This is a genomic window from Shewanella sp. ENK2, from assembly GCF_043568515.1.
In the GTDB taxonomy this organism is placed as follows: Bacteria; Pseudomonadota; Gammaproteobacteria; order Enterobacterales; family Shewanellaceae; genus Shewanella; species Shewanella japonica.
The window spans coordinates 1389621-1404617 of record NZ_CP171406.1; the positions used below are offsets into that span (position 1 = coordinate 1389621).

At 41.7% G+C, this 14997-nt stretch carries 14 protein-coding genes and 1 pseudogene; 6 read left to right on the forward strand and 9 right to left on the reverse strand.

Annotation, left to right across the window (positions count from 1 at the left end; translation table 11 throughout):
* Positions 1-8 precede the first annotated feature (8 nt).
* On the forward strand, positions 9-317 hold the full coding sequence (gene fis, locus ACGEDC_RS06190) for a DNA-binding transcriptional regulator Fis (RefSeq protein WP_055023591.1): 309 nt from the start codon (positions 9-11) through the stop codon (positions 315-317).
* Positions 318-460: 143 nt separating this feature from the next.
* On the forward strand, positions 461-1330 hold the full coding sequence (locus ACGEDC_RS06195) for a cell envelope integrity TolA C-terminal domain-containing protein (protein WP_394497145.1): 870 nt from the start codon (positions 461-463) through the stop codon (positions 1328-1330).
* Here ACGEDC_RS06195 and ACGEDC_RS06200 read toward each other — a convergent pair.
* From ACGEDC_RS06200 to ACGEDC_RS06210, 3 genes are all read right to left on the reverse strand, one after another.
* Complete coding sequence (locus ACGEDC_RS06200) at positions 1317-1703, reverse strand: hypothetical protein (RefSeq protein WP_394497147.1); 387 nt, start codon at positions 1701-1703, stop codon at positions 1317-1319. The genes ACGEDC_RS06195 and ACGEDC_RS06200 overlap by 14 nt on opposite strands.
* 110 nt (positions 1704-1813) lie before the next feature.
* Positions 1814-2587: a peptidase gene (locus tag ACGEDC_RS06205; protein ID WP_394497149.1), complete on the reverse strand. Its 774-nt coding sequence runs from the start codon at positions 2585-2587 to the stop codon at positions 1814-1816.
* Positions 2587-3249, reverse strand: a complete 663-nt coding sequence (locus ACGEDC_RS06210; protein ID WP_394497151.1) for a peptidase — start codon at positions 3247-3249, stop codon at positions 2587-2589. Before ACGEDC_RS06210 ends, ACGEDC_RS06205 begins: the two co-directional genes overlap by 1 nt.
* A 354-nt stretch (positions 3250-3603) precedes the next feature.
* Between ACGEDC_RS06210 and ACGEDC_RS06215 the strand changes: the two genes are divergently transcribed.
* From ACGEDC_RS06215 to ACGEDC_RS06230, 4 genes and pseudogenes are all read left to right on the forward strand, one after another.
* On the forward strand, positions 3604-3849 hold the full coding sequence (locus ACGEDC_RS06215; RefSeq protein ID WP_394497153.1) for a hypothetical protein: 246 nt from the start codon (positions 3604-3606) through the stop codon (positions 3847-3849).
* Positions 3804-4733: a Kelch repeat-containing protein gene (locus ACGEDC_RS06220; protein WP_394497155.1), complete on the forward strand. Its 930-nt coding sequence runs from the start codon at positions 3804-3806 to the stop codon at positions 4731-4733. The genes ACGEDC_RS06215 and ACGEDC_RS06220 overlap by 46 nt, the downstream gene beginning before the upstream one ends.
* A gap of 111 nt (positions 4734-4844) precedes the next feature.
* Positions 4845-5360 (forward strand): annotated as a pseudogene (locus tag ACGEDC_RS06225) (hemerythrin domain-containing protein); the annotation flags it as partial.
* Between the two features lie 308 nt (positions 5361-5668).
* A complete protein-coding gene (locus tag ACGEDC_RS06230; RefSeq protein WP_394497157.1) occupies positions 5669-6856 on the forward strand; it encodes an alkane 1-monooxygenase in 1188 nt (395 codons plus the stop codon).
* A gap of 121 nt (positions 6857-6977) precedes the next feature.
* On the opposite strand, the gene ACGEDC_RS06235 is transcribed toward ACGEDC_RS06230, so the two are convergent.
* The 6 genes from ACGEDC_RS06235 to xerC all read right to left on the reverse strand — a co-directional run bounded on the left by ACGEDC_RS06235 (position 6978) and on the right by xerC (position 14947).
* Positions 6978-10091, reverse strand: coding sequence for an efflux RND transporter permease subunit (locus tag ACGEDC_RS06235; RefSeq protein WP_394497159.1), 3114 nt, complete (start codon positions 10089-10091; stop codon positions 6978-6980).
* 12 nt (positions 10092-10103) lie between these two features.
* Positions 10104-11153: an efflux RND transporter periplasmic adaptor subunit gene (locus ACGEDC_RS06240; protein WP_394497161.1), complete on the reverse strand. Its 1050-nt coding sequence runs from the start codon at positions 11151-11153 to the stop codon at positions 10104-10106.
* Positions 11154-11155: 2 nt separating this feature from the next.
* On the reverse strand, positions 11156-12487 hold the full coding sequence (locus ACGEDC_RS06245) for a TolC family protein (protein ID WP_394497163.1): 1332 nt from the start codon (positions 12485-12487) through the stop codon (positions 11156-11158).
* A gap of 131 nt (positions 12488-12618) precedes the next feature.
* A complete protein-coding gene (locus ACGEDC_RS06250) occupies positions 12619-13068 on the reverse strand; it encodes a hypothetical protein (RefSeq protein ID WP_055023598.1) in 450 nt (149 codons plus the stop codon).
* Positions 13069-13301: 233 nt separating this feature from the next.
* Entirely contained in the window at positions 13302-14012 is a 711-nt protein-coding gene (locus tag ACGEDC_RS06255; protein ID WP_394497166.1) for an HAD-IA family hydrolase, read from the reverse strand.
* Complete coding sequence (gene xerC / locus ACGEDC_RS06260; RefSeq protein ID WP_394498261.1) at positions 14012-14947, reverse strand: tyrosine recombinase XerC; 936 nt, start codon at positions 14945-14947, stop codon at positions 14012-14014. Before xerC ends, ACGEDC_RS06255 begins: the two co-directional genes overlap by 1 nt.
* Between the last annotated feature and the right edge of the window lie 50 nt (positions 14948-14997).

A 14997-nucleotide genomic window follows, 5' to 3' on the forward strand; every position in this document is an offset into this window, starting at 1 on the left:
AGAATAGAATGTTTGATCAGACAACTACTAACACAGAAGTTCACCAGCTAACCGTAGGTAAGATTGAAACCGCTAACGGTACAATCAAGCCACAACTATTACGTGACGCAGTAAAGCGTGCAGTAACAAACTTCTTCTCTCAGTTAGACGGTCAAGAAGCGTCTGAAGTATATGAAATGGTTTTAAGCGAAGTTGAAGCACCATTACTAGACATCATCATGCAACACACTCGTGGTAACCAAACACGTGCTGCGAACATGTTAGGTATCAACCGTGGTACTTTACGTAAGAAATTAAAAAAATACGGCATGAACTAAGAAGCGATTCTTAATTCGTTGTATTTAAAAGGGTTAATCAGCAATGATTAGCCCTTTTTTGTTAATAGTTACACGCATGGTTACAAACAGTCATTTTTCATTCATTAGAAAAAGTCGTGTGAAGTCTAAATGGCTATGATTAAATGGATTTAAGCTTTTCTCTTATAAAAGATCTAAAACTCATGACATTAGCGTTTTACAAGGTACTGTTTGTTTCATTAATGATGCTTGCCCCCATTTCATCATCTATTGCTTCCAATAGCAGTTGGCTCTACCAACAAAAACTAGACCCCATGACAGACCAGTCTATCAATACAACCTCTGTTTCAAGTACAAGTAGAAAAGGGCTACTTACTGTTAGATGCACAAACAATGAAGCATTAGAGATCTTTTTCTCATTAGGGCGTTATCAGTTTTTAGGTGACCAAATATTTAAGACTAAATACCGAGTTGATAAACATAAAGCGGTAACTATTGAATCAAGAGCCTCAACTAAGGGTACCTCAGCATTTATCGTCGATTATTACATTTCTAAAATGCTGCCCTCACTGAAAAGCGGTGAGAACTTATTAATTGAATTTAAAGACTACAACAATACACCGCGCCTAATTCAATTTCCTCTTAAAGATTCTTTATCGGCATTAACTAGATTAGAAAGTAACTGTGCTAAAGGTTTAACTAATGCTGAATCAGCTCTTGCACGCCATACCGCCATAGTTTCAAAACCAGCCCCCACAATAGTGACTGAACAAGCTAAAATTTATGAGAGAATGATAAGATCTACAATCCAGAGATTTATGCCTAGAGGCACACAAAATCAGAACTGTAAGATTTCACTTTCAATAAACTACAAAGGCGTGGTTACTAAAACCAACATAATTTCTGGCGATGGTGACGTTTGTTTATATGCGAAGGAAGCTATTAAAAAAGCTAAAAAACTGCCTATGCCAAACAACCCTGATGTTCACGAATTGCTAAAAAATATTGAACTAACAATAACTAATAAATACTAGAAACCCCACCTAAGCGTAATAACAAGCTACCTATTTGCACATCGAGTAACGCCAAACGTCTAGCCTCAAGCCTATCTAGGCGCTTAAAGCCTCTTGCAAACTTGGCCGTATGTTTGCCTTTCGGTTTAATCGGGTGGCTAGCTGATAGTATATCTTGGTCGGCTTGCTTACCCCATATCTGCTTACGTTGCTTTCTGGTTGCTCTGGTTAACCGCTGGAGTGGCGATTCAGACTGGCAACGGTAGGACAAATCCAAGCACTCACGGAAAGCCCAGCCATTAACAGCTCCATAAAGTCTAAGTCGCTTTTTAGTGCAACAAGGACAGATAATTGTCACTCTTGGGTATCGTGTATCATCCCACATCAATGGCACAGGGAAATCATCCTATTCTGTATTGACAAACATTAACACACAGGCAAAATTTTGATCTCTATTCACTTTGCGGTGAGTTGGGTAATCCTTACCACGAGTTAAGCTCAACTCTATACTGTCTTGGACTTGCTACTTAACTTGCTATTAAGCTTAAATCGATATCGCTTCATCACTAAATTCTCAATCACCCAATACAAACCTGTTAGCGACAGAATCAACATCATTAATCCAAATACCCAGCTAAAGGGATTATTAAAACTGCCTTGGTGCAGGTAATCCATAAAGTGCAGTTTAAACATCAAATCGGCTAAATCAGTGTGGTCATTTTTATGGCCAACTAATCGACCATTTATGCCGTTAATGTAAATACGTGTATTCAAATCATCATTGATGCTGACTTGCCACAATGGGTTACATTCTTTTGGCCACTCTTTAAAGTTAGTAGATAATTGTCGGTGACTCATTATCTCGCCTGCTCCGGTATAACTTTGCAAGGCTATGGATTCTGCCAATTCGACATCAATAAGGACTTCTTTACCACTATATGCATCAACTACGACTTGTTGTTGGCAATTATGCTGATATTGCTGTACTCGCTCGTCTAATAAATACATAGGTCGGTCATTAAGCATAATAGTGCTGACCTGCTCCATCGGCTTATATCGCTCGAGAATAGACGATAAAGGCTCGAGATCATGACTGCCAAATGAAGTTAAATCGAGCGGCGCTATACTGCGATAATAATGAGTGCCTTTAAGGTCTTCACTTGGGGTGATATTGAAATAAATCCCTGTCCCTAGCCAGATTAATAATTGAATGCTAACAATAGTGCCCAACCAATAGTGACAAAACCTCAGCCAACGTTTTAGGTTTTTGGTTTTCATTAGCTGTACCTCTTACGGCGTTGCCAAATCAATATCCCACCAGCGAATACAGCTATAAACGATCCTATCGCTGTATAAAATAATAAGGCGTTATCAATGGCTTCACCGTTGTCATAATCCATTATGTGCCACTTCCAAAATAGGTCGAACCAACGCCAATATTCATGACGCCTTGTCACCACATCGCCTGTCTGCGCCGATATATACAGTGTTGATTGGGCAATATCATCAAACCTGATTTGCCAGACAGGTAAATGTCTTGCAGCTAATTCTGACGGAGCTTGAGTGGTGAGTAACTTGGTTAAAACGATACTTGTAGAAGGTGAGATTGCATCCTGATGTTGAAATGTTAATGCAATGGCTTTTGCTTGCGCTTCGGTAATACTGCCAAACGGCTGGCCAGATTGCGCGTTAATCAATAATGACTTTTCTGGTAACTTAAGTTGATACACCATTTGTTTAAGTAAGGGTTTTACAATGACAGCTTGAGCATCTGGGTAAGCTTGATAAAGCTCAGAAATGGGGTAAGAGATTGAAGATGGTGATATTTTATCAGCTTGTTTCACTGCAACATGATCGCTGCGGATAAAACCAATATCCATCAATACAAAATAACTGCCAGTAAAGCCCCATATAATAATTGGAACTGCAAATATCAACATGAGCCATCGGTGAAGAAACTGAGCTGAGGAGACCTTCTTAAGGGTTTTATTGACTGCTTTTTTGGTATTCAAAATAACAAATTGCCTGTGTTTTATTATTCTATTTTTGAGTGAATAGGGTTTCTCACAACAGTGAGCAAATTAATTCAGAAAAAACTAACTTACCGTAAAATTGACCATAAAACAGCATTTAAATAAAGACCAAACTTGCTCGCTTTACTCTTGGACCTGCCCCCACCATTTCTTATCTTAATTAGCTTTGATTTATTGTAGAGATAACAAATATGTTTAAATGTGCATGACTAAAAATAAAATATTAAAACTAAAAAATATAACAAATCACAAGGATTGAGAATGAGTCGATTAAGCCAACTTGGCGCTGTTATCACAGCGCTTGTGAGTTTTATGCCTTCAGCAAATGCGAGTTATCCCCAGTTACCCGAAGGTGTATCTAATAACGCCGTAGCCAAAGTGACGACAGCAAAAGGCGACTACTTATTGAGTTTTACTGGCTTGGCTGAGGGTAAAGATTATCAAGCAGTGCATAACAAGGTTTGGGGGTTAATCTTTCTGCGTCTAATCCACAATGGCAGCCTTTAAACCCAGTTCCTTTTGTTGCGCCATTAGCGGGTCGTCTTGCTTCAATCGCTGTGGGGCTTAATGATAAAGCTTATGTTTTTGGCGGTTATACTGTGGCTAAAAACCATGAAGAAATAAGCACTGTCGATAACTACCAATTTGATGTGCTGACTAATCAATACCAACGCATTGCTGACATGCCAGTAGCTGTTGATGACACTGCTGCCAGCGTTTATCAGCAGCGTTATATCTACTTATTTGGTGGCTGGCATAACGACGGCAATGTTAATTTGGTTCAAGTTTACGACACTAAAACAGATACGTGGGAGCAAGCAAGTCCTATCCCAGCTCCTGCCGTATTTGGTCAAGCTGTCGCCATGAGTGGCAATAAAATCGTGTTATGTGATGGTGTAAAAGTGCAGGCAAATATCGGTAAACGCCGCAACTATCAGTCATCGCCAGTGTGCTTGTTTGGTAAAGTGAATCCAGAAAATCATTTAAGAATAAGCTGGCAATTATTGCCGCATTATTCGATCAGTGAACAGGCTGCCAAGCTTAATAAAGCACCAACAGCCACTGCACATTACCGTATGGCTGCCACAGGAATCAGTGATTCATCTGAAGGGCAAGCAATCTTTATGGCTGGCAGTAATAACCCATACAATTACAGCGGCATCGGCTATAACGGCGACCCGAGCGCCCCTCATAATGTTCAATACACATTTGATTTTAAATCTATGCAATGGTTAACGCCTGTAACGCTTAATGTACCCAGCATGGATCATCGTGGCTTAATTTGTCACCATGATCAGTTGCTTCGCATCGGTGGCATGCTTGAGCAGCAACAAGTCAGTAAACAGGTGTTAGTGAGCCCACTAATAAATGGGCAAAAGTGTACTCAGTAAGAGATACTCGCCTTAAAATTATGTGATCCAACTAACAATTACTCATCAATATGATTGCCCAACCAAAAGATGCATTTAAAATACAGGTATTAACTTATTGCATCTTTTGGAGCAACCATGCCTTCTACTCGCTTTGAGCAATTACAAGCTTTGCCAATACCCGCTTTAATTGACCATTTAGAAGCAACGCATCACCAATACGTGCGTGAAACAGCGCCGCTGCTAGTTGAATACTCGCAAAAAATGGTGCAAGTCCATGGTGAAGATTATGCAGAGGTTAAACCATTAGCCATGCTAATTGGTGCGCTGATTGCTGATTTGATGCCGCATTTAATGAAAGAAGAACAGATTTTATTCCCTGCGATGAGAAGGCTCGCTGCTGGCGAAGAAGTGAATGGTTGCTTTGGGCATATTGGTAATCCAATTAATGCCATGGAGCATGAACATGATCATGCTGGCAGTGTTTTACAACAGTTACGCGAACTCACCAATAACTACCAAGTTCCTGAAGGAGCATGTAGCACTTGGCAAAAATGCTACAAAACCTTGGCTGAATTTGATGCTGATTTACAAGTCCATATTCATACTGAAAATGAATTACTGTTTCCAAAAGCACTCGCAATCTAAACCTTAACCCGATTGGTTAAGTAAAAAGTTTCATCAGGTCCTTGGCTCTCGCTCCCCCAGCAGAGCCATTTTTTTGCTTTTATACTAATGCCATTCAACAGCTCCAGCGTAATTTCATTTCTCAAGGCGTTATAACAGCTTTGACTAACGCGCTATAACCACAAAATATGCCTGTCACCACAGCGAAATCCTCACAGTTTATCTTCAAAGCAATGTGTGCTTAACTAATAAACAGTATGGTTAACAGTTAAACAGCTTGTTTAAGCTATAAGCCATGCATATTGTAATAATGGTTCTGGAGAGTCAGCATGGAAAAAGCTGGGGTATTTATTGCCACAGATGGCACAACATACATAGACAAGAAACGTCACTTTTGGTGGCTGTCATTATTGATCCCCACCATTGCTGTCGCAGGGCCTTTGCTATATCAAACCTATCAGCAAGAAATTTTTCTATGGTTGTTTTTTGCAGTGGTCTATATGTTGTTTCCCTTAATTGATTATGTCATGGGAGAAGACACCAGTAATCCACCTGAATCAGTTATTCCTGCACTCGAATCCGACCCATTTTACGCTCGAATTACACGGTTAAATGTGTTTGTCGTACTGGCAACATTCATCTATTGTGCTTGGTTTGTTGCCAATTATTCCCTTAGTTATTCCGGATACTTAGCCGTTGCCTTGTTGGCAGGCAGCATAGGTGGTCATGGGTTAAATATTGGCCATGAACTCGGACATAAACGTAAAAATATAGACAAATGGTTGGCCAAGATTGTGTTGGCTCCTGCAGCTTACGGTCATTTTTTTATTGAGCATAATCGTGGTCATCATAAACATGTGGCCACACCAGAAGATCCCGCTTCAGCTCAAATGGGAGAAAGCATCTATCGATTTGCACTGCGAGAGCTCCCTGGCGCTATCATGCGTGCTCACCAAATCGAAAAGTTACGGCTCAACAAGGCAGGAAAATCCTCCTTGAGTTTACACAATGAGTTTTGGCAGGCCATGCTATTAACATTTTCGCTATTTATTGGTTTGGTGATCTGGTTAGGTGTATCAGTCATTCCCTATCTGCTCATTTGCGCTTTTTGGTCTATGTGGCAGTTAACCTCGGCAAATTATATTGAGCATTATGGCCTATTAAGACGTACGCTACCCAATGGTCGTTATGAGCCTCCGCAGCCTCATCATAGTTGGAACAGTAATCATATTTTCTCCAACTGGGCACTGTTTCATTTACAACGCCATTCTGATCACCACGCCAATGCAACACGCAGTTACCAATCATTACGACATTTCGATGACTTACCAACACTGCCAAGCGGCTACTTTGGTATGTATGGTCTGGCTTATATTCCTTGGTTGTGGTTTAAAGTGATGGATATACGACTATTAGCAACCACTGGTGGCGATGCAAGTAAAATCAATATGCTTGCCAGCAAGCGGCAACATCTCATTGAAAAATATAAGATGGTGATACAACACCCTACTGATTAACTATCAATGCATTGAATTAAGTGGCTAGCAATGCGAACAAAACTAAACCGTTAATATAAAGACATATCGTAAAAGCCCAGCAATTGCTGGGCTTTGTCATGTGTAAGTACACTTAATTTCTTTATGCTTTAGCTCGGCCATGTATCCATTGATACAATGCAGGTAAAACAAACAAGGTGAGAATAGTCGATGAAATAATACCGCCAATAACCACTGTCGCAAGTGGACGTTGCACTTCAGCACCGGTGCCAATATTAAGCGCCATCGGCACAAAGCCCAGTCCTGCCACTAATGCTGTCATTAACACAGGACGTAATCTAATCAATGCACCATCAACAATTGCATTTAATAGTTCGCCTTTTTCTTGGTGAAGTTGACGGATAAAGCTCAGTAATACCAATCCATTAAGTACAGCCACACCCGATAAAGCAATAAAGCCTACTCCAGCAGAAACAGACAATGGCATGTCTCTTATCCACAATGAAATGACCCCACCAGTTAAAGCCAGCGGAATACCGGTAAAAATAATCAACGCATCTTTTACAGAGCTAAACGCCATAACTAATAAACCTAAGATAATAGCTAAGGTCAAAGGCACCACAATTGATAATCGTTGACTGGCTGATTCAAGCTGTTCAAACGTTCCACCATATTCAAGCCAATAACCTGCTGGAATATCCACTTGTTCGGCAATGTCTTGCTTGGCTTCAGCGACAAAAGATCCCAGATCGCGGCCACGAACATTTGCAGTAACCACAATGCGGCGTTTACCATTTTCGCGACTGATCTGATTTGGCGATGGCGCAATAGATAAACTTGCGACTTCCGATAAAGGAACAAACTCACCAGATGGCATCACTATTGGTAAATTGTGTAAGTGCTCGACATCTTTACGGATATTTTCAGGCAATCGAGTCACTATTTTGAAACGGCGATCGCCTTCAAAAATCAATCCGTTCTCATCTCCGCCAATCGCTGTCGCCACAAAATTTTGCAATGCTTGTACTGATAAACCATATTGAGCAAGCGCCATTCGGTCAGGCTGAATCGACAACATTGGCAAGCCTGTCACTTGCTCGACTTGTAAATCCGTCACACCGTCTATCTTCTCTAACACTTCATGAATGTCATTAGCTGAAGTTAATAACTGCTGTAAGTCATCACCCACCACTTTAATCCCCAAATCGGCACGCACGCCTGATATGAGCTCATTAAATCGCATCTCAATGGGTTGAGTTAGCTCAAAATTATTACCAGGTTGCCCCGAAACAGACTCCACAATATCAGCCGCTAACATTTCATGGCTCATTTTAGGATCAGGCCATTCATTACGAGGTTTTAGCATGATGAAAGTGTCGGCAATATTGGGCGGCATAGGATCATTCGCCACCTCAGGCGTTCCTATTTTAGAGAACACGTTTAAGACTTCTGGAAAGTGCTTAATACGATCTTCCAATAGTAATTGCATCTCCACAGATTGCTCTAAACCAGTACCTGGAATACGAATAGCCTGCAGCAATATATCCTCTTCATTAAGCTGTGGAATAAACTCTGAGCCTAACGTCGTCGCCAGCCAAATAGAGAAGGCCACAAGGGTTAGGGCTGCACTTAATACCAACCAACGTAATTTCATCGCAAGCAAAAGGAGAGGCTTATAAACCGATTTACTTAATGCCATTACTCGGCTTTCTTTTTCGTTGATTTTACCCGTCATGAATAACGCGACAGCCGCTGGCACTAGGGTTAACGATAAAACCAATGCCGCTAATAACGCCATAACAACCGTAGCAGCCATAGGATGGAACATTTTTCCTTCCACGCCCGTTAAACTAAATAGCGGGATATACACCACAGTGATAATCAATACACCAAATAAGCTTGGACGAATCACTTCGTTAGTGGCTTCGTATACCAGTTGCAACCTTTGTTTACGTGCTAAAACCTGCCCGCCATTTTGCGCCTGAGCTTGACCTAAACGGCGTGTGGCATTTTCTACAATAATCACTGCACCATCGACAATAAGGCCAAAATCTAACGCCCCTAAACTCATTAAGTTTGCCGAAACACCTGCTTGTACCATGCCAGTCATCGTTGCCAGCATTGCCAATGGAATAACTGCAGCAGTGATTAATGCAGCCCTAGCGTTACCAAGTAGGATGAATAGCACCACAATGACCAGCAATGCGCCTTCAACGAGGTTTTTCTGCACCGTATGGACTGCTTTATCAACTAAGGTCGTGCGGTCATAGACCGCTTCTACTTTAATCCCTTCAGGTAATGACGCCTTGATATCCTCAAGCTTACTTGCCACCGCCAAAGACACTTGACGGGAGTTTTCCCCCACCAGCATCATTGCACTACCTAGTACTGTTTCTTTACCATCACGTGTTGCAGCGCCCGTTCTCAGCGCTTTACCGATACCAACATCGGCAACATCACTAATAAACACTGGCGCATTATCAATATGCTTAACAACAACTTGTTCAATATCATTAATCGAAGCAAGTTGCGCCGCTGAACGTACAGTCAGCTGCTGCCCTTCTCGCTCAATAAAACCTGCACCACGGTTACTGTTATTAGTTTCAATGGCTAATTTAATATCAGCAAAAGCGATGCCATAAGACAGCATCTTCATTGGATGCGGTGTAATATGATATTCCTTGTCAAAACCACCGATGGTATTAATTTCTGTCACACCAGAAACTTGGGCTAATTGCGGTTTGATAATCCAATCTTGGATCTCTCGTAGCGCAGTCGCATCATATTCACGGCCATTGGCTTGCTGTGCGTCAGGTAAAGCTTCAATGGTATACATGAAAATCTCGCCAAGGCCGGTAGAAATTGGCCCCATTTCTGGCTCGATATCACTAGGCAATTTTCCTTTAATTCCATTTAATCGTTCACTAATAAGATTACGGGCAAAATATAGATCCGTGCCCTCATCAAATACCACTGTCACTTGTGATAAACCATATCTCGACAGTGAGCGGGTATAGGCAAGATTCGGTATGCCCATTAAGGCATTTTCAATGGGGTAAGTGATTCTTTGCTCGGTTTCTTGCGGTGAATAACCTTCTGCTCGGGTACTGATTTGCACCTGCACATTGGTAATATCAGGCACCGCATCAATCGGCAATTTTTGATAACTCCAAAGCCCCACTGCAACTAGCAGCAGCGCTAAAAACATCATCATCCAGCGTCGGCTAATAGCAAGACGCAAAACAGATTCAATCATTTGCATCTCCTTTTAGTGAACGTGGCCAGCACTAGACTTTTCAAGATCGGCTTTTAATAAAAAGCTTTTTTCGACCGCATACTCTTCACCTTCTGCTAGACCAGATAACAGCTCTGTCTTCTGACTGTCTTTTTTACCTAATGTTACGATGCGTTTTTCAAAGCCTTCTTCATTTCTGACAAAAACAACCTGCTGACCTTCCATAATTTGTATGGCGCGATTATCAATGGCTAACGCGACGTTGTGCTTACTAAGGGTCACTTCACCCGATAATAAGGCACCAACAGTCCAATGCCCTTCAGTGTTATCGAGTGGTACACGCGCACGTAAATACGCCTCGTTACCCATTGGGTTTAACAAGTATTGAATGGTTGAAGTCGTCCTTAATTGCTCAAAGTTCACACTGAGTTTTTGCCCAACAGCAACTCGGTTTTTTTGACCATGAAAGACTTGGAACTCTCCCCATAGTTGGCTGCTATCGACAATGCTCACTAATGTTTTATCACTTACCATTTCGCCGACATTGCCGTGACGACTTACTACGACACCACTAATTGGCGCAGTAATCCCATAGCGTTTCAAACTCGCATTAGACTCAATTTCAGCAATCTTTTGCCCTGCTTGTACTTTATCGCCCACCTCGACAGTTAACTTGGTGATTAAGCCCGCAAATCGTGCACTGACATGACTCACATTTTGCTCTGGTAATACAGTGCGGCCATATAAAGTAAGTACTTTTTTGATTTCACCCGCCTGAGCTGAATCAGTCATAACCCCAGAAATGGCCATTTGCTCAGCACTGATGTGCACTTGCCCTTCTTCATGCTCATCATGGCCGTGCTCATCTTCGTGATCATGTTCATCTTTGTGGCCATGGCTGTCTTTATGTCCTTCTTGATGATCATGTTCATCTTGATGTAACTCGTTATGGCCATGATTGGATTCTGAATGTTGTTCTTCATGCTGATGCTCAGTAGACGCCTGGACTGATACTGACAATACTAACGCCATCAATACCGCTAGACTGCGAGCGAATAAGTGATTAAAAATACTTTGGTTCATGGTTAAAATCCTTGGAAATCACGGAAAAAGGAATGCTGAGATGCGGGTAAGGGTTCGGCAATTAATTGCTCAATATCAACACCAAACCGTAGAGCTGAAGCCGCAGCGTCTATCATTGCTCGTCGTGAAAACAATAATTCCTCTCTTGCAGTTAAATAATCAAGGTAACTGTAGAGCCCCTGCTCGTAAGCGACTTGCGTATCTTCTAAGGCCAAAGTTAAGGTAGGGATAATGCGGGTTTGTAAGCGGTTAACCGTCATAATAGCTTGCTTGCGGCTGGCATAAGCGCGATACAGCTGAGCATACAATTCTCGCAAAGCGATATCTCGATTAATCAGTACCTCATCTTTTGCGGCTTGCGCTGCTATTACAGCTCCGGTATTTCGATCGCCACTGAACAAAGGCACACTAAACCCTGCTGATAGAGCCGTATCATTGGTTTGTTGCATTTGTTTAACGCCAACAGACCAACTGACATCCGTGCTAGATTGCGACTGAGCAAAACGCAACTCAGCTTGTTTCAATTGCGCCTGAGTTAAATACGCCTCAATCGCAGGGCTGTATTTCACTTTTTCAAATAACGGCGTTAATGCCACGTCATCAGTAAACTCAAATAAACTGCCTTCGAGGCTGGCATAATTCACCTGAGATTCACCCCACATCATACTGAGTGCTAACTTAGCGTACTCAAGTTGATGCAACTGTGTTTCGGCAACTAATTGGTTATTAAACACAGCGGCTTGCGCTCGTTTGACTTCAGCATCTGGCGTCAAACCTGTTTGAGCTCTAAGCTCAACAACGGTTAATGTTTCTTCTGCTAGTGCGAGTGCATCGTCAGCAAGTTGTAATCTTGATTGCGCAGCTAACACATCAATGTAACGACGCGTTGCTTCAGAAAGAATACCTAAGCCTGCAATTTTCTGTTCGGCATCCAGTAAGGCACGTTTTTTAGTCACTATGCCTGAACGCGCATCCAGTTTATCGCCTAGCTCGATGACAGATGATAAGGACACTGTCATTTCAGCACTCTCGATACCTTGGAATTCGCCTGTTCCAGCGACATTCTCAAGTTCGAAACCTAACTCGAACCCTGGTGCTAACGCCTGAGTTTGCGCTTCACCATCTAATGCTTGTTGTCTAAATTGAAAAACCTTCAGCGAAGGATGCTGTAATTGAACTCGCTCTATTACGGTTTGTAACGTCAACTTTTCAGGCGCTGCACTCTGTTCAGCATAGACTGTTACGGGTAATAACACCGACAAGCCAAGTAAGCTGCAACATAAAACAGGAAACAGCACAGCACGCTGTTTAAAGCGACTTGTATTATAAAACATCAAAGATAAGCCTCGATTTAATACAAAAAATAACCCTAACTGAGTGTTCCTAAGTCATAGGAAAACGCAGTAGGCTTGAGCAAATTTAAGGGTTACATTTGCTCACTAGAATAATATTTTTGATTAAAAGCTCAGGCTTGAGGAGGTCGTAAAAAGCTAAAGTATGGGGATTCAGCGGCAGTAGAAGTAAACGTAAATGCCACATAATCAGAATGGACTAGCTCATTTGCTATTGTGTTTGTAGGATGCATCAAGGTCATGCAACAAGAGCAGCAATTATCAGTACACTCGGCACAATCATCAACATGAATAACAACAGTGCCATCATCACACAACTCTGTATCGCTGTAGCCAAGAGGATTATCTATATCAAGAGCATCATGATTAATAACTGCTAATTCAGTTACTTGACCCTTACTGTTATCGTCTGAACTATTGCCACAATCCTGATGCTCTAGCGCACAGTTGTCTGACATCGCTGCCACGGATTGCATCGCAAAAATCATGATCAACAAAACCCGCGCCAGCATAGCTGGAGACATAGTGATGATGGTTTTTAGCTTACGATAAAAACTTAACATGAGCGCTTAGGCGATAACCTGTATGAAGCTATTAACAATTAGGTGAATTAGTAACACCTGTAACGTGCAAGTGTAAGCGAAACAATGATAAAACACTATGAGGTTTACCCACACAATGTCAGATTTGGAATAAAAAGAGTCAGAAACCTCGTTGACCGCACAATATTGATTATGATTTATCCATAAACATATTAGTTAACTTAAGCGATAATATAGGTAACTAATTAAAATTATTAAATTAATTTTCTTATTTCTTGTAACTGCTCAATTTCAATATGAGGTAATATGTGTCGAGCCTGACCTTGCTCATTTGGATTCAGATTTAACCACAAGCTTTGACAACCAGCTGCACGAGCGCCCAAAACATCGCTAATTGGATGATCGCCAATATGCAATAAATCCCCATGTAGTATCTCAAGATGTTGGCAACTCAAATCGAATAAATCACTGTATGGCTTCATCTTCACACCGTGTCCGGGATGCACAACAAACTTGAGCACGTCATCTAACCCAACGCGACTAGCATCGACATTACCATTGGTGATCCCAATCAGCGGATAATGGTTCCCTAACTCTGCCAGTAGAGAGATAACACTGTCGTCTACTTTAAAATCACTACGATGGAAACGAAAACATTCCAAACCTTGTTGCGCACCTTGGCTGGCTTCTAGCTCAGTGTAATCCCATTGAATGAGCGCCTGACGTAGCACTTCATACCTTGCAGCGGTCGTATCATGGGCTAGCTCTTCATGGCCAGCTATCACTTGCGATTTCAGTTCTCGCCACTGAGTAATTCCCCAACCTTCAGGGACGCTAAAGTGCTCTTGCATGAACAATGATAATGCGGATTCTGCTTTAATAATGTGGGGCGCGTTATGGTACAAGGTGTCATCTAAGTCAAAACTGATTGCCTTAAAAGGCCTAAGTCGCAAATATTGTTTCATTATTTCTCCTTAGCTTTTTTTGCCCTAGGGTGAGCTCCATCATAAACCTTCGCTAAATGCTGAAAATCAAGGCTGGTATAGATTTGGGTAGTGGATAAGTTAGCGTGCCCTAATAGTTCTTGCACGGCTCGTAAATCTGCACTTGATTCAAGCATATGCGTTGCAAAGGAATGTCGCAATTTATGAGGGTGAACTTTTGCCGATAAAGATTGAGTTTGGCCCCATTTTTTCATTCTGAGTTGAATGCTGCGATGGGACAATCGCTTGCCTTGCTGACTAACAAACAAAGCATCACCAGTATCAGCTTTGACCAAATCATGACGACACTCGCACCAAACATTGATTGCAGCTAGCGCCATTTTTCCTATCGGTACCACGCGCTGCTTACTGCCTTTACCCATCACTTTGACTTCGTTTTGGCTTAAATCGATATCTGCCACATTTAAACTTGCAAGTTCAGCTAAACGTAAGCCACTGGAATAAAACAATTCCATAATGGCTTTATCTCGTTTACTTAACGGGTCATCCGCATCAATATCCAATAAATGGCTGACGGCGTCTAAATCCATGTTCTTAGGTAAGGGCTTAGCCTGTTTAGGAGCATGTAATGTTTTAGCTGGATTGGTTTTTATCACTTGTTCACGAACAAGAAACTCAAAAAATTGTTTAAGTGATGATGAACACAATGATAGAGAGCGTGGGCTTAATCCTTTGCGATGCAAAGATGATATTACTCGTTGAAGCTCGTCTCTGGAGACAGTTAACCAGCCGTCATCAAATGCCTCTAATGACGTCCCTTGAGGCTGTTTAAAAAGAATCTCACCTGCTCGCACAAGTTCGTAACGGTAATTTCTAATGGTATGAGGAGACAACTGTCTTTCAGAGTGAAGGTAACGTTCAAAACTGGCTAACCAACTCGGTTGTTGCGCCATTATGCTACCTCCATTCTTTTTATAGCGTTTATCCAAACAAACACGGGGGTGCC